The organism is Rhizobium sp. USDA 3886, from assembly GCF_056279785.1.
On the sequence record NZ_JBWCDC010000002.1, the window covers coordinates 323,619 to 349,935 of the forward strand.

Annotated in this window: 20 protein-coding genes and 8 pseudogenes; 20 read left to right on the forward strand and 8 right to left on the reverse strand. The window is 57.2% G+C overall.

What is annotated here, in order from left to right:
- The first annotated feature begins 18 nt into the window (after positions 1 to 18).
- Together nodI and ACZ9BX_RS21795 are read left to right on the forward strand one after the other, a co-directional pair.
- Positions 19 to 1,041, forward strand: a complete 1,023-nt coding sequence (nodI, locus tag ACZ9BX_RS21790) for a nodulation factor ABC transporter ATP-binding protein NodI (protein ID WP_084606775.1) — start codon at positions 19 to 21, stop codon at positions 1,039 to 1,041.
- Between the two features lie 3 nt (positions 1,042 to 1,044).
- Entirely contained in the window at positions 1,045 to 1,833 is a 789-nt protein-coding gene (locus tag ACZ9BX_RS21795; protein ID WP_027513881.1) for an ABC transporter permease, read from the forward strand.
- 188 nt (positions 1,834 to 2,021) lie between these two features.
- Here the strand turns inward: ACZ9BX_RS21795 and ACZ9BX_RS21800 are convergent.
- Positions 2,022 to 2,779 (reverse strand): IS5 family transposase gene (locus ACZ9BX_RS21800; protein ID WP_245505987.1). Its coding sequence is split into 2 segments (ribosomal slippage): positions 2,022 to 2,455 and positions 2,455 to 2,779, totalling 759 coding nucleotides; the frame shifts between segments, so codons are not numbered across the junction.
- Positions 2,780 to 3,310: 531 nt separating this feature from the next.
- On the opposite strand from ACZ9BX_RS21800, the gene ACZ9BX_RS21805 reads away from it, so the two are divergent.
- Both ACZ9BX_RS21805 and trxA read left to right on the forward strand, forming a co-directional pair.
- Positions 3,311 to 3,679, forward strand: a complete 369-nt coding sequence (locus ACZ9BX_RS21805; protein ID WP_087006186.1) for a hypothetical protein — start codon at positions 3,311 to 3,313, stop codon at positions 3,677 to 3,679.
- A 52-nt stretch (positions 3,680 to 3,731) separates the two neighbouring features.
- Positions 3,732 to 4,052: a thioredoxin gene (gene trxA / locus ACZ9BX_RS21810; RefSeq protein WP_132568927.1), complete on the forward strand. Its 321-nt coding sequence runs from the start codon at positions 3,732 to 3,734 to the stop codon at positions 4,050 to 4,052.
- Positions 4,053 to 4,100: 48 nt separating this feature from the next.
- Here the strand turns inward: trxA and ACZ9BX_RS21815 are convergent.
- A pseudogene (locus ACZ9BX_RS21815) lies at positions 4,101 to 4,730 on the reverse strand (folylpolyglutamate synthase/dihydrofolate synthase family protein); the annotation flags it as partial.
- Between the two features lie 5 nt (positions 4,731 to 4,735).
- Between ACZ9BX_RS21815 and ACZ9BX_RS21820 the strand changes: the two are divergent.
- Positions 4,736 to 5,486: pseudogene (locus tag ACZ9BX_RS21820) on the forward strand (IS6 family transposase).
- A gap of 123 nt (positions 5,487 to 5,609) precedes the next feature.
- On the opposite strand, the pseudogene tnpB reads toward ACZ9BX_RS21820, so the two are convergent.
- The 3 genes and pseudogenes from tnpB to ACZ9BX_RS21835 form a co-directional block, all read right to left on the reverse strand.
- Positions 5,610 to 5,965 (reverse strand): annotated as a pseudogene (tnpB, locus tag ACZ9BX_RS21825) (IS66 family insertion sequence element accessory protein TnpB).
- The gene (tnpA, locus tag ACZ9BX_RS21830) at positions 5,962 to 6,432 is read right to left on the reverse strand and encodes an IS66-like element accessory protein TnpA (protein ID WP_027513752.1); all 471 of its coding nucleotides are present in this window, start codon (positions 6,430 to 6,432) and stop codon (positions 5,962 to 5,964) included. Before tnpA ends, tnpB begins: the two are co-directional and overlap by 4 nt.
- Positions 6,433 to 6,841: 409 nt before the next feature.
- Positions 6,842 to 7,090: pseudogene (locus tag ACZ9BX_RS21835) on the reverse strand (transposase); the annotation flags it as partial.
- 375 nt (positions 7,091 to 7,465) lie between these two features.
- Between ACZ9BX_RS21835 and ACZ9BX_RS21840 the strand changes: the two are divergent.
- The 11 genes and pseudogenes from ACZ9BX_RS21840 to virB11 all read left to right on the forward strand — a co-directional run bounded on the left by ACZ9BX_RS21840 (position 7,466) and on the right by virB11 (position 16,846).
- On the forward strand, positions 7,466 to 8,158 hold the full coding sequence (locus ACZ9BX_RS21840; protein WP_027513751.1) for a type IV secretion system lytic transglycosylase VirB1: 693 nt from the start codon (positions 7,466 to 7,468) through the stop codon (positions 8,156 to 8,158).
- 29 nt (positions 8,159 to 8,187) lie between these two features.
- Positions 8,188 to 8,550 carry a pilin major subunit VirB2 gene (virB2, locus tag ACZ9BX_RS21845; RefSeq protein ID WP_027513750.1) on the forward strand — a complete coding sequence of 121 codons (363 nt, stop codon included), beginning with the start codon at positions 8,188 to 8,190 and terminating at the stop codon, positions 8,548 to 8,550.
- A complete protein-coding gene (locus ACZ9BX_RS21850) occupies positions 8,550 to 8,876 on the forward strand; it encodes a type IV secretion system protein VirB3 (protein ID WP_027513749.1) in 327 nt (108 codons plus the stop codon). The genes virB2 and ACZ9BX_RS21850 overlap by 1 nt, the downstream gene beginning before the upstream one ends.
- Entirely contained in the window at positions 8,876 to 11,245 is a 2,370-nt protein-coding gene (gene virB4 / locus ACZ9BX_RS21855; protein WP_027513748.1) for a type IV secretion/conjugal transfer ATPase VirB4, read from the forward strand. The genes ACZ9BX_RS21850 and virB4 overlap by 1 nt, the downstream gene beginning before the upstream one ends.
- A gap of 13 nt (positions 11,246 to 11,258) precedes the next feature.
- Positions 11,259 to 11,940 (forward strand): annotated as a pseudogene (locus ACZ9BX_RS21860) (TrbJ/VirB5 family protein).
- Between the two features lie 51 nt (positions 11,941 to 11,991).
- On the forward strand, positions 11,992 to 12,882 hold the full coding sequence (locus ACZ9BX_RS21865; RefSeq protein WP_027513746.1) for a type IV secretion system protein: 891 nt from the start codon (positions 11,992 to 11,994) through the stop codon (positions 12,880 to 12,882).
- Positions 12,883 to 12,915: 33 nt separating this feature from the next.
- Positions 12,916 to 13,083, forward strand: a complete 168-nt coding sequence (locus tag ACZ9BX_RS21870) for a type IV secretion system lipoprotein VirB7 (RefSeq protein WP_084606758.1) — start codon at positions 12,916 to 12,918, stop codon at positions 13,081 to 13,083.
- Positions 13,070 to 13,783 carry a type IV secretion system protein VirB8 gene (locus ACZ9BX_RS21875; RefSeq protein ID WP_027513745.1) on the forward strand — a complete coding sequence of 238 codons (714 nt, stop codon included), beginning with the start codon at positions 13,070 to 13,072 and terminating at the stop codon, positions 13,781 to 13,783. Before ACZ9BX_RS21870 ends, ACZ9BX_RS21875 begins: the two co-directional genes overlap by 14 nt.
- Complete coding sequence (virB9, locus tag ACZ9BX_RS21880; protein WP_027513744.1) at positions 13,780 to 14,661, forward strand: P-type conjugative transfer protein VirB9; 882 nt, start codon at positions 13,780 to 13,782, stop codon at positions 14,659 to 14,661. Before ACZ9BX_RS21875 ends, virB9 begins: the two co-directional genes overlap by 4 nt.
- Complete coding sequence (virB10, locus tag ACZ9BX_RS21885) at positions 14,658 to 15,767, forward strand: type IV secretion system protein VirB10 (RefSeq protein ID WP_132568905.1); 1,110 nt, start codon at positions 14,658 to 14,660, stop codon at positions 15,765 to 15,767. The genes virB9 and virB10 overlap by 4 nt, the downstream gene beginning before the upstream one ends.
- Positions 15,768 to 15,805: 38 nt before the next feature.
- Positions 15,806 to 16,846, forward strand: a complete 1,041-nt coding sequence (gene virB11 / locus ACZ9BX_RS21890) for a P-type DNA transfer ATPase VirB11 (RefSeq protein ID WP_027513742.1) — start codon at positions 15,806 to 15,808, stop codon at positions 16,844 to 16,846.
- A 944-nt stretch (positions 16,847 to 17,790) separates the two neighbouring features.
- Here the strand turns inward: virB11 and ACZ9BX_RS21895 are convergent.
- Positions 17,791 to 19,411: pseudogene (locus ACZ9BX_RS21895) on the reverse strand (Tn3 family transposase); the annotation flags it as partial.
- Between the two features lie 196 nt (positions 19,412 to 19,607).
- Between ACZ9BX_RS21895 and istA the strand changes: the two are divergent.
- Together istA and istB are read left to right on the forward strand one after the other, a co-directional pair.
- Positions 19,608 to 21,161, forward strand: a complete 1,554-nt coding sequence (istA, locus tag ACZ9BX_RS21900) for an IS21 family transposase (RefSeq protein ID WP_027513949.1) — start codon at positions 19,608 to 19,610, stop codon at positions 21,159 to 21,161.
- Between the two features lie 18 nt (positions 21,162 to 21,179).
- A complete protein-coding gene (gene istB, locus ACZ9BX_RS21905; protein WP_132568962.1) occupies positions 21,180 to 21,956 on the forward strand; it encodes an IS21-like element helper ATPase IstB in 777 nt (258 codons plus the stop codon).
- A gap of 107 nt (positions 21,957 to 22,063) precedes the next feature.
- Here istB and ACZ9BX_RS21910 read toward each other — a convergent pair.
- Positions 22,064 to 23,426 (reverse strand): annotated as a pseudogene (locus ACZ9BX_RS21910) (DUF4158 domain-containing protein); the annotation flags it as partial.
- Between the two features lie 152 nt (positions 23,427 to 23,578).
- Between ACZ9BX_RS21910 and ACZ9BX_RS21915 the strand changes: the two are divergent.
- Positions 23,579 to 24,166 (forward strand): recombinase family protein, encoded by a 588-nt coding sequence (locus ACZ9BX_RS21915; protein ID WP_027513912.1) that lies wholly within the window; start codon positions 23,579 to 23,581, stop codon positions 24,164 to 24,166.
- A 44-nt stretch (positions 24,167 to 24,210) separates the two neighbouring features.
- The gene (locus ACZ9BX_RS21920) at positions 24,211 to 25,035 is read left to right on the forward strand and encodes a class I SAM-dependent methyltransferase (protein WP_244564782.1); all 825 of its coding nucleotides are present in this window, start codon (positions 24,211 to 24,213) and stop codon (positions 25,033 to 25,035) included.
- Between the two features lie 40 nt (positions 25,036 to 25,075).
- Here the strand turns inward: ACZ9BX_RS21920 and ACZ9BX_RS21925 are convergent.
- Positions 25,076 to 26,210, reverse strand: a pseudogene (locus ACZ9BX_RS21925) (IS110 family RNA-guided transposase).
- Positions 26,211 to 26,317: the final 107 nt, after the last annotated feature.

Consider the following 26,317-nt stretch of genomic DNA (forward strand, 5'->3'; position numbering starts at 1 on the left):
AAAGGAGGCGAAAGTCAATTGTTAAATCGTGAGTTGGGCCCACAGGTTTCGTGCCGCCTTGAGCCGAGTCCGTTCGAGCGGGAGGGCCCCACGGGTTTCAGCGTCAAGATTTCCACACCTGATTCCATGTCAACCGTGGCAATCGATCTTGCCGACGTAAAAAAGTCATACGGTGACAGATCCGTTGTCGATGGACTCTCGTTCACCGTTGCGGCGGGTGAGTGCTTCGGTCTGTTAGGGCCGAACGGCGCGGGGAAAAGCACGATCACGCGTATGATCCTTGGCATGACAACCCCTAGTACGGGTGAGATCACTGTGCTCGGGGTGCCGGTGCCTGCGCGGGCTCGCCTAGCTCGCATGGGTATCGGCGTAGTTCCGCAGTTCGACAACCTCGACTTGGAATTCACCGTGCGCGAGAACTTGTTGGTCTTCGGGCGATACTTCCGGATGAGCAAGAACGAAATCGAAGCGATCATCCCATCGCTCCTTGAGTTTGCGCGCCTTGAGAGCAAAGCCGATGCCCGTGTCGTGGACCTATCCGGCGGTATGAGGCGGCGCCTGACACTGGCGCGTGCGCTCATCAACGACCCCCAGCTCTTGATATTGGATGAGCCGACCACTGGACTCGACCCGCACGCGCGCCACCTGATCTGGGAACGGCTGCGCTCGCTGTTGGCACGCGGCAAGACGATTCTCCTGACCACCCATATCATGGAAGAGGCCGAGCGGTTGTGCGACCGGCTGTGCGTGCTCGAAGAAGGGCGAAAGATCGCCGAAGGCCGGCCTCAAGAGCTGATAGACGAGCAGATCGGTTGCCAGGTAATTGAGGTCTACGGTGGGAATCCCCATGAGTTGAGTGCGCTGGTCAGTTCATACGCGCGGCACATAGAGGTGAGCGGCGAGACCCTCTTCTGTTATGCCCCCGACCCAGAGCAGGTGCGAGTGCAACTGGACGGGCGCGCGGGTCTGCGCATTCTACAGCGTGCGCCTAATCTTGAGGACGTCTTTTTACGGTTGACCGGGCGTGAGCTGAAGGACTGAACGATGTGGAAGCTTTATGCGGCGGCTCTGCCCGCCAACGTGTGGAACTGGGTTTCCGTATGGCGCCGCAATTATCTGGCATGGAAAAAAGTCGCGCTTGCGTCGATCCTAGGTAACCTCGCCGACCCCTTGATCTACCTGTTCGGCCTCGGCACTGGCTTGGGAATGATGGTTGGGCGCGTTGACGGCGTATCGTACATTGCATTTCTGGCAGCCGGACTGGTTGCGACAAGCGCGATGAGCGCGTCGACCTCCGAAACGGTTTACGCGGCTTTCGCTCGCATGCGCTCTCAAGGCACTTGGGAAGCAATCCTATACACACAGGTCACGATCGGCGATATCGTTGTCGGTGAATTGGCGTGGGCAGCGACCAAGGCGTCTCTGGCGGGTACCGGAATTGGGATCGTCGCCGCCATGCTGGGCTACGCGGAATGGTCGTCCCTCCTCTATGCGCTGCCGATCATCGCCCTGACCGGCCTAGCGTTTGCGAGCCTAGCCATGGTCGTCACGGCACTTGCGCCCAGTTACGACTATTTCATATTCTATCAGACGCTCGTCATCACACCGATGCTGTTCCTGTCCGGCGCTGTCTTTCCAGTCGACCAACTGCCTGGCGCTTTTCAACAGGTAACACGATTCTTGCCGCTGGCACATTCGATCGAGCTCATCCGTCCGACAATGCTCGGCCGCCCGGTGATCGATGTCGGCCTGCATATCGGCGCTCTTTGTATCTACGTAGTAGTACCATTTTTCTTGTCGGCTGCATTGCTCCGTCGACGCCTAATGCCGTGACCAGACATGGTGCGGCGGACAATACGGGTCATCAGTGGAAACTTCCACTAACATCTATTGGAGCATAGCGGTTCTGGCTTGTCTTGTCGCAGCATGGAGGGCCGATCGGAACGGCGAACGGGCATCATCGCGTCTTGCCTCTTAGGGGGCGATCACATCGCGCTCTAGTCTTAAGGGCCGATCGACATTCATGGTATCCAGATCATGATCGCAGCGAGATGGATGAATCCTATGAAGTGAATAGTTCGACGTTCGTAGCGTGTGGCAAAGCGTCGGAAGTGTTTCAGGCGATTGAAGCACCTTTCGATGCGATTGCGATGCTTGTAGATGATCGGATCATGCGGAATGATGACTTTTCGGGAACGGTTTGAGGGTATGACCGCTTCGGCCTCCATCTTCGCGATTGTTGCCCGCAAGGCATTGCTGTCATAGGCTTTATCGCCCAGAACGGCCTGACCTGTCTGATCATGAAGAAGAGCGGGAGCTTGCGTGATGTCGCCGACCTGGCCGGCCGTCACGATAAAGCGCAAGGGACGCCCGAGTGCATCGGCCAGCATATGGATCTTGGTCGTTAGTCCACCTCTGGAACGCCCCAGCGCCTGATCCTTGGCCCCCCTTTTCCGCTCGCCGCCTGTTGATGGGCACGCACGATGGTGCTGTCGATCATTAAGTACTGATTGTCCCGGTCAGCAGTGAGGGCATCAAAGACCCGTTCCCATACGCCGGCATGGCACCAGCGACTGAACCGGCGATGGACCGTCTTCCACTTGCCGTAGCGCTCCGGCAGGTCCCGCCAGTGTGCACCCGAGCGCAGCACCCACAAACATCCGTTCACAAACAACCGGTTATCTACGCCCGTCCGACCTGGATCGCTGGCCTTGCCTGGCAACAAAGGCGCAATTCTCGACCATTGCGCCTCGTTCAACTCGTATCGCTTCACTCCCATCAAGGCCTCCGTGCTTCACACGGTACCCTATGAATCAGTGATCAACCGATTTGGAATCCTGAATGTCGATCGGTCCTAAGCCGCTGACAACGTGACATCACCCCGCCGCCTCTTGTCAGCACCTTCGGAGGCATAGCCGACCAGCGGCGCCAGCGTTGAAATGTTTGCTTGCAAAGCGCGGAGTCGAGGCATCGCACTGAGCGCCGATCGGGCCGGCCCTTCCTTTATCTGATGGCAATGACGGGGATATAGCTGCTTTATAAGCTTTTCGGTCACGCTCTGTCAAATAACAAGAAAATTTCCACTCAACGCGGCAACCGGGAAAGCTCACATCTATAGCTATCTTCAAGCGTCCAACTTACGACATTCATCGTCACCTTTGTCGGCTCCGCGACACGCATTCCTCTTCGCCCGATCCCGCATTTTCCGCCCACCTCTTTGAGATAGCAGCGAATAATTGTTTCGTCAGCTCAATCGGCCGACTTGGCACGAATCTTGAAACTCCTTCAGGAGGCACGAGAGGAGTTCATTATGCCGTTGATCAAGACGAACACCAACAACGCAATCCGGGGAAGAATTACCCCGAACCGTGGGCAGCAGCAGAATGACTGTGCGGCTGTCATTGCACAAATCACTTTCGCCGATCTAGGACGTGGGGCTGGCACATTGCACAACGTGGGCGTTGCCCGAGTCGACATGCAAGGACGAACCGCGGCGGGTGACGCGAACATCCAAGTCCAGATCGGTAAAGGTACGGTCGCTGCTGCAATGATCTCCAACTCCGTGCAACAGACGACGGATCCAGCCAATCAAAGGGGAGCGGCCAACGGCACCATCTCGGTGCTCAATCAAAGCATGGACACCGGGACAGTCTGGACTTTGACAGGAACGCTTCCATGACAGTCCACCATCACATGTGGATCAACAGTAAATTCCGCTAAAGGAGCAGCCTATGGCTACCGTGAAAGTCGATATCAACAACTTCCAGTCGGAAGTTCTGGAATCTGCAGAACCCGTCGTCGTTGATTTTTGGGCTGAGTGGTGCGGTCCGTGCAAGATGATCGCTCTGAGTCTTGAGGAAATTGCGATCGAACTTGCCGGCAAGGTTAAGGTCGCCAAGCTCAATATTGATGAAAACCCGGAACTGGCAGCTCAGTTCGGCGTCCGCTCGATTCCGACGCTTGCCATCTTCAAGGCTGGTGAAGTTGCCGATATCAAGGTTGGTGCTGCTCCGAAGACCGCTCTTTCGAGCTGGATTTCGAACGCAGCTTAATTTTTGATCGCATACTGAATGAAATAGCCCGGCTTCGACCGGGCTATTTCATTTGGGGGGCGTTCCATTGTCAGCAAGGACATCGCCGACGAGATAGAGAGAACCGCCGATCAGGATTCGCGGCGGCGGAACCTGCGGATCAAGGGTCTCCTTGATCACGTCCAACGCTTCACCGACTGTGGACATCGGCTCGGCGACAAGGCCAGCATCATAGGCAGAATTTGACAGAACCACAGGATCGATCATCGCGTCGCTGCCGCGGATCGGCACGCAGAAGACCTTTTCCGCAAGGCCCACGAAGGCCTTGAAATAGCCGATCGGCTCCTTGGTATTGATCATGCCGGTTATGAGGTAGAGCGGACGCGGCTGCTTCTCTTCGAAATTTGCCATCGCTTCCGCGATGACTTCGCCGGCGCCGGGATTGTGGCCCCCATCGACCCATATCTCGGCACCGGGCGGAGCGTGTGCGATCAGGTTGCCTTCGGTCAGCCGCTGGAGGCGGCCAGGCCATTCGACGGAATTCATAGCCTTTTCCATCATCGCTTCAGTGACGACGAAACCCGCTGCCTTGACGGCGCGGATTGCGGCCGCTGCGTTGGCATATTGATGGCGGCCGGGAAGCCGCGGCAATGGCAGGTCCGCAAGACCGAATTCGTCCTGATAGACGAGGCGGCCGTACGGCGATGTCACGTTGTCAGCGGCTTAACGGTTGTCTGGTAATGGGTTGGGATGAACAGTCCGGCCGTAAGCTACAAGAACCACCGCTTTCCACCGCAGATCATCGCCCGTGCGGTCTGGCTGTATTTTCGGTTCCCTTTGAGCCTGAGGATGGTCGAGGAGATGCTGCTGGAGCGCGGTATCGTCGTCTCCCATGAGACGATCCGGAGATGGGGTCGTAAATTCGGAACGGCTTATGCCAGGCAGTTGTGCAGAAAGAGGCCTTCGCGAAAGGATATCTGGCATCTGGACGAGGTGGTGATTTCCATCGGCGGCCGCAAACATTGGCTCTGGCGTGCCGTTGACCAAGACGGTTACGTTCTCGACGAGATCGTTCAAGCCCGCCGCGATACCCAAGCCGCCAGGCGATTGCTGGTCAGGCTGCTGAAGAAGCAAGGCCTGACGCCGAAGCGGATCGTCACCGACAAATTGCGCTCATATGGTGCTGCAAGACGGGAGGTGATGCCCGCCGTCGAACATCGATCGCACAAGGGCCTGAACAATCGGGCCGAGAATTCTCACGTGCCGCTTCGAAAACGGGAGCGGATGATGCAGGGATTTCGATCCGTCGGCGGCTTGCAACGGTTCATATCGATCTTTTCGGCACTCCGAAATCTCTTCGTCCCCCCGCACCAGAAAAACTCAGCCCTCGCCATCCACATCCATCGGATCCGCGCGATGGCGCAGTGGAAAGCCGTGACCGGCGCAACCGCCTGACGTCTCACACAAGCGCCTTGTTCCGACCTTGATCAAACAACGTGACATCGCCAATGGGTGAGGTCGAAGCGGCATGAGAGACCCTACCACACAGGTCGGATTCTTCAAGCAAATACAATATGATCAGCCTGCTTTCGTCGGCCTTTTTACCGCGTTTCGCTTGACCCGTGTCCGTCAATGCCGGCCAGCAGAAGCGAGAACTCTTGGCTACTCATCTGCATCGCGCCATCGCGGACCGGCGGCCAAACGAACTTGCCCGCTTCCAACCACTTCGTCGCTAGGATCATGCCTGACCCGTCCCAGTAAATGCAGCGCAGGCGATCGCAACGCTTGGCGCGGAACACGAACACGTCACCGCAATAAGGATCAGCCGCAAGCGCTGACGCCACCAAGGCCACCAGGCCATTCATGCCGCGCCGGAAGTCGACAGGCTGCGTCGCCACCATGATCTTTACGCCATTCGGCGAAAGACCGATCACCGGCGACCTCGCAACGCCGCTACTACCGCTTGCGCCAACTCGGGCGCCACCGAACCGATCACGGTCAGGCGCGCGCCGGCAATCTCGATCTCAATTCGACCGGCGGCGACGTGGGCGACATCCGACGGCGAGCCCTGGTAATCCGTTCGATCGCCAACCACCGTCACCGGAACGAACACCGCCTGGTGTGCGCAGGCCTTGGCAGATCGACGAGAGGTCAACCCGGCTTCCCGACGCCAGACGTTCAGCAAACCGCGGTTGACGCCCCAGCGCCGGGCAAGAGCCGAGATGTTCACCTCGGGTTCGGCGCTCTCCGCAAGAATCCGCGCCTTCTCCTCGTCAGTCCAATTCCGCCGCTGCCGCCGACCGGTGATCACCTCGATCCGACGATATTTTCCCTCATGCCTGGCTTCATGCATGCCTTCATCCATGACTTCAAGCATGGCATCAGCGCGATCTCCAACCATCCCGTTCCGCTCCTATCGATGAAGGAGCTTATCTCGCCGCCTCAATCACAAAAGCAAAGGTGGGGTGTTCGTCGCGCTCACGTCGCACTTGCCGCTAAAATGGCCCGGATTGTCTGGGTTGTCCTGACCAAGCCTGGAGCGCTCTACGAACGCAGAGACCCTGCCTTCACCTGACGATCCAAACTCGATTGCAAGGCTCGGGAATAGTGATGACGAAACAGTGGATCAACATGCCGTAAGTCCTGCGCAAAAAAGCGGCTTCGTGCCCGAACCATTTATTGGGAACGGCGTGTGCGGATCTCATCATGGCCTGGCTGCAACCGCAGCCCACTCGCGAGAGGCCGGATACATTTATGCAACTGGATTCGTCATTTACGATGTCGCGTATCCTTGCACGGACGAGGCAGACCATAGCGGCATTGTCGAGCATGGCATAAGCCAGAAGCCGCTTTAGCTTCGTGTTCTCGTCCTCCAGCGTCTTCAGCCGCTTGGCCTCGGACACCTCCATGCCGCCAAACTTGGCTTTCCATTTATAGATGCTGGCATCGCTGACACCGTGCTTGCGGCAAAGCTCCGAGACCGGCGTGCCGTTCGCAGGCTCGCCGTGCTCCTTCAGAATGCCGATGATCTGTTCGTCCGTGAAACGGTTGCGCTTCATTCTCTGGTCCTCTCAATGGGCCAGAGCTTACTTCAAAATGCATTATTTCAACGGGGCAAGGTCACGATGCTACAGACAAGCCGCTGTTTGTTCGACTCTTGGGTCGATATTCACAGAAGCACCCTCCAGCATCGGCCTTTCATTCCATCGCTTTAAACAAGGTAGATTGGTTCTTCCACTTGTGCAGCAAACCACCTACGTCACGGCACTTGCATCGACTCGTCTAGTGCTCGCGGAACGCGCTAAAACCGTATTTGCTTCAAATGAAACCAAAAGATCGAATTGCAACATCCTAGAGTAACAGACCTCCGGCAAAACGGCGACCTATAGATGACGCTAACTCTTTCTGGCAGCCGCAACTGAGGTGATAGGGAAATGTTACACGCAGCTTGGCCATTGGCCCTCGTGATGGTGACCTCGACGTGCCCTTCAACCGAGGCCGCTCCATTCTCCTTTCGAGAGTTCGAGCGCCTCGCTCGCAAGTGTGCTCCGCGGGTTAATCCGTCAACGCTTGCCGCAATTGCCAAGGTTGAAAGCGGCTTTGATCCGCTTGCGGCACATGACAATACAACCGGTGAAACCCTTCACTGGGATGATCAAACGCAAGCGCACCAGAGCGTCAAGAACCGCGTCGAAGCAAAACATTCAGTCGACGTTGGGCTTATGCAGATCAACAGTAAAAACTTTTCCGTCCTCAATCTCACGATCGAAAAGGCCTTTCAGCCCTGCATTTCACTTGCGGCTGCGGCGCACTTGCTAGAAAGCCGCTATGCCGGCGGCGGCACTGCCGCGGCAAAGCAACTGGCCCTTCGCCAGGCAATCTCGGCCTACAACACGGGTGACTTAACGCGCGGGTTTGCAAACGGTTATGTGCGGAAGGTTGAGGCGGCCGCTCGAGAGATCGTGCCACCGCTGGTCGAACCAGCGGAAGAGGCCGAGGAAAAGCCGATCTCGGAAGAAAAATGGGATGTCTGGGGTTCGTATGAGCGAGACCGTTCGGCACACGACACATCAGGCCTTCCAGCACTCCAGAGGTCTAGAGACCCTGAATCCTCGAACAAGAAATAACCTGTATTAGATTGAATGGAGATACAATAATGGCGTCATCTAACCGATATCGTTCGCGTTTTAATACTTTTACTCTCCGGGAAGCTATGTTGCGCATGGCGGCTAACTATGCGCCAGCTGCTGGCGGCGCGGCGGCTTGGAGCCTTGTCTGCTCCTGGCCAGCGATGGCGCAAGTGACATCGGGGACCGACCCTACCCAAATGGTGCAGCGTATCTGCCAATTCATCCTTGGTCCCTTCGGACAGTCTCTGGCTGTGCTCGGCATTGTCGCCATCGGCATATCATGGATGTTCGGCCGTGCTTCACTCGGTCTCGTTGCCGGTGTCATCGGGGGGATCGTCATCATGTTTGGGGCCAGCTTCCTTGGTAGAACCCTCATAGGGGGGGGCTGATGAGCGATCGACTGGAAGAGAGTATTCTCTACGTGGCGGCGACACGCCCTGCATTATTCCTAGGCGTGCCGCTGAACTTGGCGGGATTGCTCATGATGTTAGCCGGCCTAATCATCGTCGTCGTCCAAAACCCTCTGTACGAAATTATTCTTGTGCCACTGTGGTTCGGATCACGGATTGTTGTCGAGCGCGACTATAACGCCGCGAGTGTAGCGTTACTCTATCTCCAGACCGCTGGAAGAAGCGTGGATGCGCCGTTCTGGGGCGGGGCAAGCGTCAGCCCCAACCCTGTCAAAGTGCCGAGACGAGGAAGAGGAATGGTTTAATGTTCGGGACAAGTGGCAGGACCGAGAGGTCTGGTGAGATATATCTACCATATGTTGGCCACCTCAGCGACCAGGTTGTCCTTCTCGAAGACGGCTCAGTCATGGCCATGGCACATGTCAGGGGTTTGCCCTTCGAACTGGAAGACGTTGCCATCCGCAATGCACGCTGCCGAGCGTTTAACACGCTCTTACGCAACATTGCCGATGATAATGTATCAATATGTGCTCATCTTGTGCGACATAACGATGTGCCGTCGCCCCCGGCACGGCACTTCCATAGCGCGTTTGCTGGTAGTCTGAGCGAAGCTTATGAGCGGCGCGTGCTGTCCGGAAAACTCTTTCGCAACGACCATTTCCTCACCTTGGTCGTGTTTCCCCGCACTGCGGTCGGCAAACTCACGGGCCGGTTCATCAAGCGCAACAATAGAAACGAGAACGATCTAGCAAATCAAACGCGGAACCTGGAAGATCTGTGGCACGTCACTGGTGCCGCCCTCGATGCCTATGGTCTCCGCCGGCTCGGTATCCGCGAGAAGGATGGCGTGATTTTCTCAGAAATCGCGGAGGCGCTCCGACTGATAATGACCTGCCGTGTTACCCCGGTTCCAGTGGTTAGCGGCTCACTGGGAGCTTCGATTTATACCGACCGAGTAATCTGCGGCAAGCGGGCACTAGAGATTCGAACCCCCGCAGATAGCTACGTTGGCTCAATGTTTTCATTTCGAGAATATCCGGCAAAGACGCGGCCAGGCATGCTCAATCCGCTATTGTCCGCGAATTTCCCGCTTGTGTTGAGCCAGAGTTTCTCCTTCCTCACGCGTTCACAGGCTCATGCCAAACTCAGTCTCAAGTCCAGTCAAATGACGAGTTCCGGTGACAAGGCCGTCACCCAGATCAATGAACTCGCCGAGGCAGAGGACGCATTGGCAAGCAGCGAATTCGTAATGGGCTCGCATCATTTAAGCCTGTGCGTCTATGCCGATGATCTCAATAGCCTTGCCGACCGCGCAGCAAGCGCACGCACGCGATTGACGGATGCGGGCGCCGTTATCGTCCAAGAGGGTATTGGTATGGAGGCGGCTTATTGGGCGCAACTTCCGGGGAACACCAAGTGGCGCACGCGACCCGGGGCGATCACCTCACGCAATTTCGCGGGTCTTGTCTCATTCGAGAATTTCCCAAGCGGCACCGATTCGGGCCACTGGGGCAATGCGGTTGCGCGCTTCCGCACCAACGGTGGAACTCCTTTCGATTACCTCCCTCACGAGAATGACGTGGGTATGACCGCAATATTCGGACCCGTCGGAAAAGGCAAAACAACGCTCATGGCCTTTGTCCTTGCGATGCTCGAGCAGAGCATGGTTGGACGCAATGGTGCGATTGTTTTCTTTGACAAGGACCGCGGTGGTGAACTGCTGGTACGTGCCACGGGAGGCACGTATCTGGCGCTACGGAGAGGCGTTCCAAGCGGCTTGGCGCCTCTCCGAGGCTTGGACGATACATCGGCCTCCCGGGACTTTCTGCGCGAGTGGGTGACGGCCCTGATCGAGAGCGACGGACGCGGAGCTATTTCGCCAGAAGAGAACCGCCGCCTCGAACGCGCTATCGTTCGGCAGCTTTCATTTGAGCCCAGTATGCGTTCACTCGCGGGCCTACGCGAATTCCTGTTGCACAACCCATCCGAGGGCGCAGGAGCGCGACTGCAGCGGTGGTGCAGAGGAAACGCGCTCGGTTGGGCCTTCGATGGCGAGGCGGATGAAGTAAGGCTGGATGCCTCCATTACCGGCTTCGACATGACACAGCTCCTGGAATACGAAGAGGTCTGTGCGCCGGCCGCTGCATATCTCCTGCATCGAGTGGGGGCTGTCGTGGATGGCCGACGCTTTGTGATGAGCTGCGATGAGTTTCGGTTTTATCTATTAAACCCCCAATTCGCTGCAGTGATCGACAAGTTCTTGCTTACTGTTCGCAAGAATAACGGCATGCTGATACTCGCAACACAGCAGCCTGAGCATGTTCTTGAATCGCCGCTTGGAGCCAGTCTCGTTGCACAATGTATGACGAAAATCTTCTACCCATCACCGACAGCGGACCGATCAGCCTATATCGGCGGCTTAAAGTGCACTGAAGGAGAATTTCAGGCTATCCGCGAGCAGATGGCAATCGGCAGCCGCAAATTTCTGCTTAAGCGCGAGAGCGGAAGCGTTATCTGCGAATTCGATCTCGGCGAGATGCGCGAATATGTCGCCGTACTGTCGGGGCGGGCCAACACGGTGCGCTTTGCCGATCAGCTCCGCGACAAATACGGGGATGCTCCTGGCGCGTGGGTAGACGAGTTCATGGCCGGTTACCAAGAAGTTCAAGATTGATGGAGGAAGTTTCATGAAATTCACCCAACTGACAGTAACGACGCTTGCCGCTTGCCTTATAATGCAGGCGCCGGCCCGTGCGCAGTTCCTCGTCACCGACCCCGGAACAATAGCTCAGACGACGATCACTGCTGCCAAACACCACCGCGAACCTTGCAAAGACAATCGAGATTGTCACCCAGACGGTCGCGATGGTGGATATCTTCAGGTCGGTCTTCTCCGTCACCGAGGTGTTGAGCCAACTCAACCAGGGGAATAATTACCCCTCCACGAATAACCTAAGAGAGCAGATGTTTGACAGTAAGACACCAGCCTCGGCCACAGCAAACTCGATCGTCCGGGATTCCGACCGTTATATCGATGGCAAGGACAAGGACGCACATGCAGAGTTGCTCCGTGAGCAGATCGCCGGTGCTGCTAATACCGCGAGTATTGCAGCCGCCAATCTGGAGTTGATGGACAAGCGCCTTCGGGAAAACGGCAAAACGCTGGGTCAGTTGTCGAGTTCAAAAAACATTATGGCGGCTACCGTCACAAACGGCTTGCTTCTTAAACAGATCCACGACGCAATCATCCAGAATAGCCAGGCTACGAGTCTGCTGACGATGGCCACTGCACAAGCCGGTCTCCACGCCGCAGAGGAGGCCGCAGCCCAGCGACGAGAACGCAAACAAACCGCGGCCCTCTTCAGGTAAGAGTTCAACTCCGCCCAACTGCGGTGGAACGAGCCAAATCAGGTTGGAGCGATGAAAGATTTCTCAATTTCTGCGCCGTTTACGGCTATACATACGTCCTTCGATGTTGCCTTTACAATCGCACTGGGGTCAGTGCTCGACAAGATCCAGAGCGCAATCAATGCGCCTCTGGTGGCGTGCGTCACGCTTTGGATCATAGTCCAGGGCATTCTGGTGATGCGCGGCGAAATCGATGCTCGTGGTGGGATCATGAAGATCATCAAAGTGTCGATCGTTGTCTCCCTTGTCTTGGGGCAGGACAACTATCGTGATTACGTATTCTCATTCTTTAAGAATACAATCCCGGGCTTCGTTGAGAAGGTCAGCGGCAGTGAAATTCCACTGTTTAGTATTCCCCAAAAGCTTGACTTCATGTTTGCTTTAAGCCAGGCCTCCTTTCAGGAGATTGCGTCCGAAATCGGACCAATGAATAGCCAAGACATTCTCGCCTTTGAAGGCGCACAGTGGGTTTTCTACGGTGCGCTTTGGGCAGCGTTTGAGATCTATGACGCCTGTGGGATTCTCACTAAGGTACTCTTAGCGATCGGTCCGCTGATCCTGGTAGGCTATCTCTTTGATTACACCCGCGACATGGCTTCCAAATGGGTCGGCCAGCTCCTCTCTTACGGGCTGCTGCTTCTCCTGTTGAACATCGTGGCGACTATAGTCATCACGACGGAAATAGCGGCTCTCAAATTCATGCTGCTTGTGATCAAATTGGCGAACACGACGGCAGCCAAGATTATCGGGCTCTACGAAATCGACATGCTCTTTCTAGCTGGTGACGCCCTGATTGTCGCGCTTCCGGTGATCGCCGGCAATATTGCAGGTGCCCATTGGTCAGGCTCAAATAAATCTGTCAGCAGCCTTAACCGCCAATTGGCCCAAGTTGCGCGCCGTTAAACGCAATGATAACGAAACTAGTAGGTTGACTGCATGAAGTATTGTTCTCTAATTTTATTCCTCGCCTTGGCCGCTTGCAAGACAAGTGATACACTGGCGACCTGCAAGGGTGATGCGTTTCAGCTGAATGTGGAGCGATGGCAACCCACGACGTCGGATCTTCAGTTCGAATGTGCGGGAGAGCCTAATGAAGGGCGCTGAACATGCTCTCCTGGTACAGCGAGAAGCGCTTTCCGCGCATTATAGGGAAGTAGAGGCCTTCCAAACGTCACGTGCGAAGTCGGCGCGACGCCTTTCCAAGATTTTGGTGGTCATTGCGGCGGCCGCAGTTCTTGGAAATATCGCGCAAGCCTTCACTATCGCCACTATGGTTCCGCTGGCCAAGCTGGTGCCTGTGTATCTCTGGGTACGAGCGGATGGGACCGTTGACAGCGAAGTATCCACGTCTCGACTGCCCGCAACGCAGGAGCAGGCCGTTATCAACGCTTCACTCTGGCAATATGTCCGTCTGCGCGAGGGCTATACAGCGGACACAGCTCAATACGCCTATGATCTCGTATCGAGTTTCAGCGCACCATCTGTGCGCCAGGAATATCAGCAATTCTTCAATTACCCTAATCCCACGTCGCCACAGGTTACAATCGGTAAGGGGGGGAAACTAGATGTCGAGCACATCTCCTCAAATGATATTACGCCGGGCGTCCAGCAGATTCGTCACAGACGAACGCTCATCATGGATGGCCAGAGGCCGGTCGTGAGTACTTGGACTGCAACCGTCCGTTATGAAAAGGTGGAAAGCCTGTCAGGTGAATCGAGACTGTCCAATCCAGGGGGGTTGACTGTTACCTCCTACCAGGTCTCGGAAGACACCGTATCAAATGAGGGCCATAGCGAGCCATGACAACAAGGACCTTTCTCACAATAATCGGTTTGCTTTCCTTAGCGATAGGCGCGCATGCGGAAGACACCCCTGCAGCCGGCAAACTAGATTCGCGCATGCGCTATCTGGCCTACAATCCCGACCAAGTGGTCCGACTGTCGACCGCTGTCGGGGCCACTTTAGTTGTTACATTCGGTGGCAACGAGACCGTAACGGCTGTCGCCGTTTCTAATAGCAAAGATCTGGCAGCCCTTCCGCGCGGCCACTATCTCTTTTTCAAGGCAAGCCAAGCCCTTCCGCCGCAGCCGGTCGTCGTGCTGACCGCGAGCGAGGTAGGTACCCGACGATATGTCTTCAGTATCTCCACCAAGACCATGTCTCGGCTCAACAAAGAGCAGCCGGATCTCTATTACAGTGTACAGTTCATCTATCCTGCCGACGAAGCTGCTGCTCGGCAAAAGGAAGTAGAAAGGTTATCGATCGGCGATCGGCTCCGAGCGAAAGCGCAGTATCAACAGAGGGCTCAAGATTTGCTGGATCAGCCGGCCGGAATCGCCGATCCCGGAACCAACAATTTTAATTACGTCGCACAGGGCGACCGTTCGCTCACGCCATTGGAGGTTTTTGATAACGGAGTCAGTACTGTATTCCGTTTTCCAGGTAATGTGCGCATTCCCTCCATCTACATGATCAATCCGGACGGCAAGGAAGCCTCCGCCAACTATTCGGTCAAAGGAGACTATGTCGAGGTTTCCGCAGTTGCCCGTGAATGGCGTCTGAGAGATGGCCGTACAGTATTAGGCATTTGGAATAGCGCATACGATCCCATTGGACGAAAGCCGGGCACCGGTACAGTGAGACATGATGTGTGGCGCGTTCTGAAGGAGGCAGGTCGATGAACGACGCCAATCCACAAACCGGGCATGACATAGATGCAGCCGGATCCCTGGTCTCTGAGCCAACTCGCCGGCGCCTTTCGAGACCGCAGAAGTTGATAATTGCAAGCGCTATTTTGGCATCATCACTATCCCTAATCTGGGTTAGCGGACTTTCAAAGAAAGAAGTGGAATCCCCTGCGACGCCTCGAACAACAGTTCTCACCAACACCGAGCCTTTTCGTCCGGCACCGATTGAGGTTGCGCCTGATCGTTCAACACCCCCGCCGGCTGAACAGCCGTCAGTTCCCCCGCCAGCAGAGAGCTCCTCGGAAGCAAATGATCCGCAGGCCGAGCAATCGCCTATTTTTGCCTATGAAAGCGGTGAGCAACCCCGCGAAGACAAAGAGGATTCCACCTCGGAAAAGTATGCCTCGATGCTCGCGGACGAAGCTTCAGTCGATAATGACCTATCACAGCGGATGAAAGTAGGTGTGCAGGAGCCAAGCCGCGCCACACTCTTGCCGCACCCTGACTTCATGGTTACGCAAGGAACGATCATTCCCTGCATTTTACAAACAGCGATCGATACAAGTTTGCCCGGCTATGTAAAGTGCATCCTACCTCAAGACGTCCGTGGGACAACGAACAACGTTGTGCTTCTAGATCGCGGGACAACTGTCATTGGCGAAATTCAGCGTGGCCTGCAACAAGGGGACGCGCGCGTTTTTGTGATCTGGAATCGCGCCGAAACACCGCATCATGCCATGGTCTCGCTCGCGTCACCAGGCGCTGACGAGCTAGGGCGCTCAGGTATGCCTGGCACGGTGGACAATCACTTCTGGCAACGTTTCGGAGGGGCAATGCTCATGAGCGTCGTCCAAGGTGCGTTCCAGACCGCCAGTCAATACACCGAAAACTCTGGCGGGCCTAACCTCAACAGCTTTCAAAGCAATGGGGCACAAGCCGCCGACACGGCGCTTAAAGCAACCATCAACATTCCGCCAACCCTGCGAAAGAATCAGGGGGACGCAGTATCAATATTCGTGGCCCGGGATCTTGATTTCTCAGATATATACGAGCTTCGCACGACCGCTGCGACAACGAGAGCGAGAAATCGACGGCCCTAACTCAAGCAGTCCAACGACAACGAAGATCGGAGATCTCAATGCAAACCGCGGCAGATCCTCAATTGCGTTTGCTCCTCAAGCCGGTTTTAAAATGGCTTGAGGACCCAAAGACCGAAGAGGTCGCGATTAATAGACCAGGAGAGGCTTTCGTCCGGCAGGCCGGCGCGTTTACTAAACATCCTTTACCTCTGACCTATGATGATCTCGAAGATATCGCGATCTTGGCGGGAGCGTTACGAAAGCAGGATGTTGGACCACGTAGCCCTCTCTGCGCCACCGAGTTACCAAATGGAGAGCGGCTGCAGATCTGTTTACCACCAGCGGTGCCGTCAGGCACCGTCAGCCTGACGATCCGGCGCCCATCCTCACGTGTTTCGGAACTTAAAGATGTGTCATCTCGCTATGACGCTCCGCGCTGGAACCAATGGCAGTCCCGCAATCAGCGCCAAACTCAACAGGATAAAAGGATCCTTGAGTACTATGACCACGGTGATCTGGAAGAATTCCTGCATGCATGTGTGACTGGGCGGCTGACAATGCTGCTTTGCGGACACACGGGTAGCGGCAAGACGACGATGAGCAAGACTTTGACCAACGCCATTCCGCCTCAGGAACGACTGATCACTATCGAAGACACGCTCGAACTCGTAATTCCGCACGAGAATCACGTTCGCCTACTATATTCGAAAGACGGAGCAGGTTTGGGTGCGGTCACGGCGGAGCAGCTTCTACAGGCCAGCCTGCGCATGCGGCCGGATCGAATACTGCTCGGTGAGATACGCGACGATGCCGCATGGGCCTATCTCAGCGAAGTCGTTTCTGGCCATCCAGGATCAATCTCCACTATTCACGGCGCCGATCCGGTCGAGGGTTTCAAAAAGCTCTTTTCGCTCATCAAGAGCAGTCCACGGGGAGCTGCCGTGGAAGATCGCACGCTGATTGATATGCTATCTGCCGCTGTCGATGTGATCGTGCCGTTCCGCACCTTCGGTGATGTATATGAGGTAGGCGAGATATGGCTCGCGGCCGACGCGCGCCGACGGGGGGAGACGGTGGCTGATCTTCTCAACCTGCATTAGGCTTATTCCAGCGGCCCCCGACCGCGTCCTTCGCAGTGCTAATTTCTCAAGAGGTCGTCGAGCGGGAGCTACTCGTCGCTGAGGTTGCTGTGGGCGATGTGGCCATCGGAGCCGCTCGGTATCGAAGATTATGTGGTGCCGGGAAGCCCCCGACGCGGATGCACGATGATGCTGGCAGCGAGCATCTCAGGTTCTATGAGCGATTACCCCAACATCAGCGGTCATCCGTAACCGGTGTCCCGCCCCCACCTTGTCCCGGCCGTCCTAATCTGTGATCAGCTTTCGATTCGCGCCGAGCCCTACCGGGCTAGTAGGGCGGGCAAGCAACCGCTCCATGTTCGTACTCGCTTTTAAGGATGGCTGCCACCGTTCCATGCTGCCGCGTCCAGTCCCGGTGAACGATCGAATCTCATCTTCAATTACCGAAGGCGCCGTGAACACCATATCCTTTAGCGGTGGTGCAAAGTCTCTGCAGCACTTCAAATGTAATGCAATATCGATTTACAGATCGAGCTTCGATAGTAGCCTCGCCAAGTGTTGGAATCAATCCACTCTCATGTTCGCCATTTCAAGTCGCAGGAATAGAAAATCCTTCGCCCGATCGTTCGGGCGTCGCGTTTCGTGTGAATGCATCCTGGGGAAAGCAGGAGGCACGGTCAAATAAACGACGGTTGATCATGCTCTGATACGCGGGTTGGTTACCGCCGGACCTGATGCGTCGCGGAGCGTCCTCGGTCTAGAAGCCAGCGTCGGAGTAAATCCGGCTGATAGTGGTAGCGAGGGTTCTCCTGCCGTGACCGTGCCCCCAGCCTTGCCCAGGCGCACGTGGATTGTGATCGGGTTATGTCCTCCTCGATGAGTTAGAATCGAGCGACGTTCAACGTGTTGGGGTCAGGACAAGAGCAGTTCAAAATCCTGCCCTAAGATCGAACGGACGATGAACATCATGCCGCCCGGAGAAGACGGCCAGGAAGTCGCAATGGTCTGAAGCCTTCGGGCATTTGCTGCTCGGCATCCCAGGAATAGATGCCGGTGAGGTTTATGTGCTCCCAGCTGAGCGGCGAGACGTGCTTGAGTAGTTCGTCGGCAATGTTCCTGCCGTGCTGGCGCAGATGCGCCGTGGCACGGCTGAGATAGACGGTGTTCCAATGCACGATGGCGCTGACGACGAGGTTGAGGCCGGAGGCGCGGAATGCCTGACTGTCAAAGGAGCGATCACGGATTTTCACCGCGCTCGTGGAAAAACACGGCGCGCTTGAGCTTATGGGCCGCTTCGCCCTTGTTGAGGCCTGCCTGGCATCGCCGGCGCAATGCCGGGCTCGAATACCACTCGATCATGAACAGGGTTCGCTCGATGCGGCCGAGTTCGCGGAGCGCTTTGGCCAAGTCGCTGGATTTCGATGAGGCAGACAACCTTTTAAGGATCGTTGAGGGAGAGACAGTGCGCGTCGTGATTGACGCGGCCAGGCGCAATAGATCGTCCCAGTGCTCCAGAATGAGAGCAGTGTTGATCGGTGCACCGATGTGGCTTGCCATCGCCGGATAGGCATCGGCCTTCTCGAAGGCGTGGAATTTCCGGTCCTTGATGTTGCGCAGCCGGGGCGCGAAGCGCTTGCCGATCAGGGCGAACAGCGCAAAGGCATGATCGCTGGCGCCACCGGTATCGGTAAACAGCTCCTCGATCTCCAGGATCGTGTCGTGGTCGAACAGGCCGTCGAGAACATAGACGGCCTCGCTCTCGGTCGGGCTGATCGGCAGAATGCTGAAGTAGCCGTATTGATCGGAAAGCCCGCTGTAGAATTTCGTCCCCGGCTCGCTGCCATAGTGCAGGTTGATGTCGCTGCGCTTGGCAGCGCGGTCGCTGGCCCGGAAGAACTGCCCGTCCGATGACGCTGTCGTCCCGTCTCCCCAGAGTTGGGAATGGGGATGGCGCGTATGAGCGTCGGTCACGCTGGCCTGCGCAGCGCGATAGGTTTCGGAGCGGGCGTGGAAGCTGCGCATCCAGCCGATTTGATGGGCGCTGATGCCTTTCGAGGCCCCTGCCATGCGTTTCGGGCCGAGATTCGTGGCATCTGCGAGCACGCCGGCCAGCATGGCGGATATGTTCTGCGGCGCATCTCCCGTCCGGACATGGGTGAACTGATCGGCGAATCCGGTCCATTCATGCACCTCCCGGAGCAGATCAGGGACTTCGACGAGTGGATACATTTCGCTGATTTCGGCATTGAGAGCTTCAGCCGCGGCGGGAACGTCGCTTACCCGGGGCGTCACGATCAGCGTTCCGTTCTCCATCCTCACGCCCTCGAGCTTTCCGTAGCGGGCGCGCCAGGCCAGCCGCTTCAGGTTGAAGTCCATCATCTGCCGGATTTCGGCCAGCCAAGCCGCACCGTCGCCCGGCACGCCGAGACCCAGTTTGTCTTCTTCCTTGAGTGCAACGAAGGTCGGCTTCGGCATCAGATGTTCATCGATCGGCCGGAATGAACGGCTGCCCTCGACCCAGATGTCGCCCGAACGCAGCCGATCGCGCAACAAAGCGAGCGTCGCGATCTCATAAAGCCGCCGATTGCGGGTTTCGGTAATTCGCGGACAGGGGTTCCATTGAATCCCGGACAGCGATTTCACTAAATCCGGGACAGCATTTCCGCTAATTCGCGGACAGCGATTCCGGTAAATCCCGGACAGTCTTTCGGCGATTAAAACATCGACTTTCGCGCGCGCCGTTTTGCCATTCTGAGCCTCGATTTGAACGAGGGGCTGATGAATGGCGAGACGGAAGCAGGCGAGGCTTACGAGTGTGAAGGACATTCGATCGATATTGCGGCTGACGCACGAACAGGGGCTTTCGGTTCGTGCGATATCGGAACGGCTGAAGATCAGCAAAACGACCATTTCGACCTATCTGTTGCGGGCGCGTGAGGCCGGGCTGACGGGCTGGCCGTTGCCGCCTGGGCTTGACGAGGACGCTGTTTTGCAGCGCCGCCTGTTCCATCGTCGCGGCCGCCCGCCCCAGGACATGCACGAGCCCGACTGGGGCAAGATCGCCAGTGAACTGAAGCGAAAGGGCGTGACGCTGACGCTGTTGTGGCAGGAATATCGCGAGCGGCACCCCAACGGTTACGGATACACCTGGTTCTGCGAGCGTTTCGCCGCTTTCGAACAGCGCGCCAGCGCCACCTTCCGCAATCGCCACACTGCCGGCGCGGCGATGCAGACCGACTACGCCGGCCACACCGTCCCGGTGATCGATCCGGCGACGGGCGAGATCCGGTCGGCGCAGATCTTCGTCGCGGTTCTGCCGGCCTCCTTGTACACCTTCGCCTATGCAAGCTTCACTCAACGGCTGCCGGACTGGATCGAGGGTCAGCAACGGGCGCTGAGCTTCTTCGGTGGCGTGACGAAAGCGATCGTCTGCGACAACCTCAAGGCCGGTGTTGCCAAGCCCTTGTGGTTTGAGCCGACCATCAACGCCACTTTTGCAGCATTCGCCGAGCATTACGACACGACGATCCTGCCGACCCGTCCAAAACGGCCGAAGGACAAGGCAAAGGTCGAAGGCAGCGTTCTCATCGTTGAGCGCTGGATCCTGGCGCGGCTGAGAAACGACCGCTTCTTCAGCCTCGTCGATCTCAACGTGCGGATCAGCCAGCTTCTCAACGATCTCAATAACCGGTCGATGCGACGGGTTGGCAAATCCCGACGTCAGCTCTTCGAGGAGATCGAACGCGAAGCGCTTGCACCCTTGCCGGCAACCGCATTCGAATATTCCGAATGGAAATCGGCAAAGGTTCATCCCGACTACCATGTCGAAGTCGACAAGGCTTTCTATTCCGTGCCGCACCGCCTGATCGGCCGCCAGGTCGATGTCCGGCTCACAAGCCGGATCGTCGAGATCTTCCATGATCACCAACGCGTCGCCAGCCACCGCCGGACGTCGCAGCGGGCTGGTCATGTCACCGTCAACGAGCACATGCCGAAGACACATCAGCACTATGCCAACACGACGCCGGCGAGCCTCATCAAGCAGGCTGCAAAGATTGGCCGCAACGCTGCAATCCTGATCGAGCGGCTGATGCGCGACAGGCCCCATCCCCAGCAGGGATACCGCGCCGCTCAAGGCGTTCTATCGCTCGCGCGCCGGTACGGGCCTGAGCGTCTTGAAGCCGCGTGCGCTCGGGCACTGACCATCAATGCGCTCAGCTATTCCTCCGTCAGCACCATCCTCAAATCCGGCCTCGATCAGGCGCCGCCTGTCGCCGAGCCGGTCAAGCCAGCCCCGGCGCATGGCAACATCCGCGGCAGCTCCTATTACCAGTGAAGAAAGGAAGACACTCACATGCTCACACATCCAACCCTCGACCAGATGCACGCACTCGGTCTATCCGGCATGGCGGCAGCTTATCGCGAACTGGCCAATCAAACTGAGGGCAGCGATCTCAACCGCGATGAATGGCTGGGTCTGATGCTCGACCGGGAGATGGCCGTGCGCGGCGACAAGCGCCTGACCAACCGGCTTGCAAGCGCCAAACTGCGCTTCCCCGACGCTTGCATCGAGAATATCGACTTCGCCGCCCAGCGCGGCCTCGATCGCCGACAGCTTCTCTCGCTGGCCCAAGGCGAATGGTTGAAAGCCCATGAGCACCTGATCCTGACCGGTCAAACGGGAACGGGCAAAACCTGGCTTGCCTGCGCCATCGGACGGCAGGCGGCCCGCCTCGATTATTCCGTTCTCTACGTCCGCATGCCTCGTCTCTTCGAGGATTTGGCGCTGGCACGCCTCGACGGTCGGTTTCCCCGATTGCTCGACAAACTGGCGCGCGTCCAATTGCTCATCCTCGACGATTGGGGAACCCATGCGCTCAGCGATCAGCAGCGGCTCGATCTCCTGGAAATCTTCGAAGAGCGCTACTGCAGGAAATCCACTCTGATCACCGCCCAACTGCCCGTGGCCCAGTGGCACGAGATGATCGGGGAACCGACGATCGCTGACGCCATCCTCGATCGTATCGTCCATAACGCCCATCGAATTGCGCTCGAGGGAGACAGCATGAGGAGGCAAAAACCACGACCGCTCTTGACCGAAGCGCGAAACGCCGAAATCAATAACCAATGACATCAACCAGGCGAACGAAAGTCGATCCCGCGAGACTGTCCGGGATCTAGTGAAACGACTGTCCGGGATTTACCGGAATCGCTGTCCCGTTAATCCGAAATCCGCAGCCGATCCGGCTTTTCGTCTTCGAAGATCAGTTCGCGCTCCGATTTTGCCAGATGGGCGACCGGAACGCGAACGGGTAACACGCGATGTCCGTCCGCATAGAGCATTTTCAAGGTGGCGACGGCAGCAAGCAGCGGATCGTGCCGCCGCCGGGAGTGAAAGGTGAACGTCTCGAGAAAGGCACCAGCATATTTACGGACGGTCGCATGTTGTTCGGCCGCCGTCATCAGCGCCGACACATCGTTGCTTTCCACCATGGCTTCGAGGCCGGGTTTGATCTGCAGCAGCCGATGCCAGCCGACTTGCCGATCCAGTGTCGTCATGGGATCTGCGTCGGTATCGTTGGCGGACTGCAGGGCCAGGATCTTGTCGAGGAACAGCCGCAACGCTTTGGACGTTTCCACGCGGGCACTCATATGACGCTGCTTTTTCCTGTTGTTGGCCTGCGAGAACAGCCGGCCCATCATCTTGATGAACATCATCACCGCATCGTCGGTGAGCTTCTGGCCGAGCTTGATGATCTGCGCGACAATCGTCGCACGCCGGCGACTGGCATTGAAGTCGTTGGCGAGCCAAGCCGGTGTGGCGTCGCCCTCCCGGACCATCTGATCCCATCGTCCCGAAGCGATCCGGGCCTGCAAGCGCGGGTCGATCTCCAGCGTGCGCAGGAATGCAATGCGCTCAGTCAATCCGACCAGGTTCAGCGTACCCGGAGCGTCCGGAGCCGACCGCAGCCAGTGAAAGCGCGTCTGGCCGATCGCCGGGTCGACTTCCAGCAGCCCGTCCAACGTTTGCAAGTTTCTGCTGATCGAGGTCCGCGAGGAGCGCCGCCTCGGCGCGACGACGGGCAATGGCGCGTGCTGCCAAACCCATACGTTCTATCATGTTCGCTACCGGCAGCAGAACCCGGCGCTCTCGGAACGTGACGATGATGGTATTCGCAATCGTCACACCCTTGTCGGTCGTTGAGGCAGTCTCAATTGCTGACAGCAGTGCAGCGCGACGATCCTCGGCTGTAGGACTCCTCATTTCCAGATAGCCCAGCAGGCGAGCTACATGGTTCATGCGTGTCTCTTCCCGGCGGGCGTACAGATCAAATGAAGCTGGATCGGCTCCGATTTGCTCGGCAATATAGTTGAGCATCGCCTTGGGCGGCATCTCGTTGGCCATGAGCGCGCGGCCTGGATAACGCATCAGGCAGAGCTGCACCGCAAAGCCGAGCCGATTATGCTCCCGTCTGCGGACCTCGATTTCGAGCCGGTCGGCCGGTGACAGGGAATAGTGGCGGATCAGGCTGTCCTCGTCGGTCGGAATATCGAAAAGCGCCTGCCGGTCCTGAACTTTGAGAAGTTTCCGCTTGGCCATTTGCTACTCCCTACATTTGCGCATCAATGACCGTGCCCTGTACGGAAAGGTTGGTTTCCGTACAGGGACAAAACGCCCTGTCCACAAATTATCTTGACAGGGTTACGAACAGCTCAGATGTTACGGACAGCCTATTCGGACGATTTGAGCGCATGCCACGCACCTTTGCCTATGTCCGCGTCTCCACGACCGGGCAAACCACGGAAAACCAGATTCAGGAAATCGAAGCCGCCGGTTTCCAGGTTGAGCCACGTCGGATCGTCACCGAGACTGTTTCCGGCAGCACCGCCATTGCGCAGCGCCGTGGCTTTTCCCGACTCATGGACCGGCTGGAAGCAGGGGATATTTTGATCGTCACCAAGCTCGATCGCCTCGGTCGCGACGCCATCGATGTCAGCACTACGGTCAAGACGCTGGCCGAAATGGGGGTTCGCGTCTATTGCCTCGCGCTCGGCGGAGCCGATCTGACCAGTTCGGCCGGCACGATGACCATGAACGTGCTCAATGCCGTCGCACAGTTCGAGCGGGATTTGCTGATCGAACGCACGCAATCGGGTCTCAAACGCGCCAAATCGGAAGGCAAAGTGCTCGGCCGCCCCTCGACGCTTAGCGACAAACAGAAGCAGGATGCGCGCGACGATCTCGCTACAGGCATGAGCGTTTCGGCCGTCGCCAGGAAATTCACCACCAGTCGGCAGACCATCACGCGTGTGCGCGCTGAAAGTTCACGAACCGCGTGATCCTGGGAGATGCGTGGACATCTGTGGCAGCGAAGGACTTTTCAATGCTTAAGCAGGATTTAGCGGATATTTCGTCTCAAAAACTTCTCCATGCAAAGGCATGGGCCGAGGTCTATGAGTTGATTGACGTTCAACTTTCTCCCTTGGGGCTAGGGGCTATCAAAAAGCTAGGTCTGAGTGCCGGCGACACAGTTGCCGATATAGGATGCGGAGCTGGGCAAACCCTCCTCCAACTTGCCGAGCAGGTCGGAACTGAAGGCCAAGTGATCGGGGTTGATGTAGCGCCGCTGCTGTTGGAAATTGCCGGGCAGAGAACCAAACCGCTGAGCCAGGTCAGATTGATCCAGGCAGATGCGGAATCCTTGGATTTGCCGTCTGAGAGTTTGGATGTTGTGTTCTCTCCATTCGGTGTGATGAGTTTCAATGATCCTGTCTCGGCTTTCACGAATTTCCGTCGCCTTCTAAAACCATCCGGCAAATTGGCTTTTAGTTGCTGGCGTGCCCTTGAGGATAATGAGTTGGATCACTTCCCTCTCTCTGCGGTCGGTATCCGGGCCAAAGTCGATGAAACTCCTTTCAGCTTCGCAGATCCGGAATATATACATGGCATCCTTGAAGCTGCTGGCTTCGAAGAGATAGTCATCCAATCGCACGATGAAAAAGTCTCTAGCGGAGATCTCGATGCGATGACTTCGGTGCTTCTGAAGGTGGGACCGCTCGGAAAGATCATCCGCGAGAATCCTGCGTTGCGGGCGACATCCGAGCCCCGATTGCGCCAGGCCTTAGCTGCCTTAGGCGATCCCTCCGTGGTACAGCTTTTGGCTTCCGTCTGGGTCGTCACCGCGCGGACCAAAGCAGCCCCCCGCTAGCACTCGCGCATGCATTGAAAGTCGAAGTTCACGCCTCGTTCTACTTAGCGCAGGATTTTGAACTGCTCTTGTTCTGCCCCCGTGTTGAGACCTGGCATGCAATCGACCAGACGAAGCCCGATAGTTCGCGCGCAATCGCCGTAGTGACGGTTGTCGCGGGCTTTCCGGCCTTCGCAAGCTTTCGGTATCGGCTGCACAATCGCAACTGCGCCTTCCATGCCGTGTCTCGGATTGCTTTTGGAAGCTGCTCCTGGCGGATCAATTGCTCGCGGCTGATCTTTGCAGGAAACCGATAGCTCCAAGCGGCTTCGATCAGCATGCGACGTGCCGTTGTGTTGCCTGCTTTCGTGATTCCTCCCTGCCGCCGAGTTCCTCCGCTTGAATGCTCCGATGGTACCAGCCCGAGATAGGCCATCAATTGGCGCGGGTTTGTGAAGCGGCTCAGGTCGCCCAATTCGGCAATCATCGTAGCGGCCGTCACCAGAGCCATGCCGCGTAGCGATTGCAGCGCGAGGACAACCGGAGCCAACGACCAGTCAGGCAGCATGATCTCGATTTGCTTCGTCAGCCGCTCGCGCCGCTCGGTTGCTGCTTCGATTGTGGCGATATGATCCTCCAGCACGATATGGTGAATTGGCTGCTCAAAGCAAAGACCGGCCAACCAACGTCGATGCATCTGCGTCCAGGCTGGGCGGCTGTAGTGAAAGCCGTGGCGCAGTAAAAATCCACTGAGCTGCTGGCGCGCTTGCCGCAGGCTTCGAACGGCAGCCAAGCGCGCCCGAACCAGATCACGCATCGCCTCATGCGCGGTATCTGGTATCCAAACCGCACTCAGTTCCCCAGCGCGGTGAAGTCTTGCCAGATTGCTGGCATCCCGACGGTCTGTCTTTATGCGATCGCCCGGTAGGGATCAAAGAGGGAGCGACGACGACGCAGTCATGGCCTGCGGCAGAGAGCTGCCGCTGAATGCCGTAGCCGCAAGGTCCTGCTTCGTAGCAAAACTTCAACGTCCGGCCCGGCTGCGACAGCTTGGCCAGCATACGGGCCAAGGCCGTTGGTGTGTTTACGATCTGGCCAAACGCACGCACGTCACCGCGCCCACCACCATCAGCGAGCGCCACCGCGATCGTCTCTTTGTGAACATCCAATCCGACATATGTGATAGTCTCGTCCATGGCCCGTCTCCTATGCATGAGGCGTATGCGGCGTCTCCGTCCCATTGATTATGCGGTTGCAACGGTCAGGTCTTTTGCTTGCTGGTGGTTCTGTGAGCTCGTCGAGG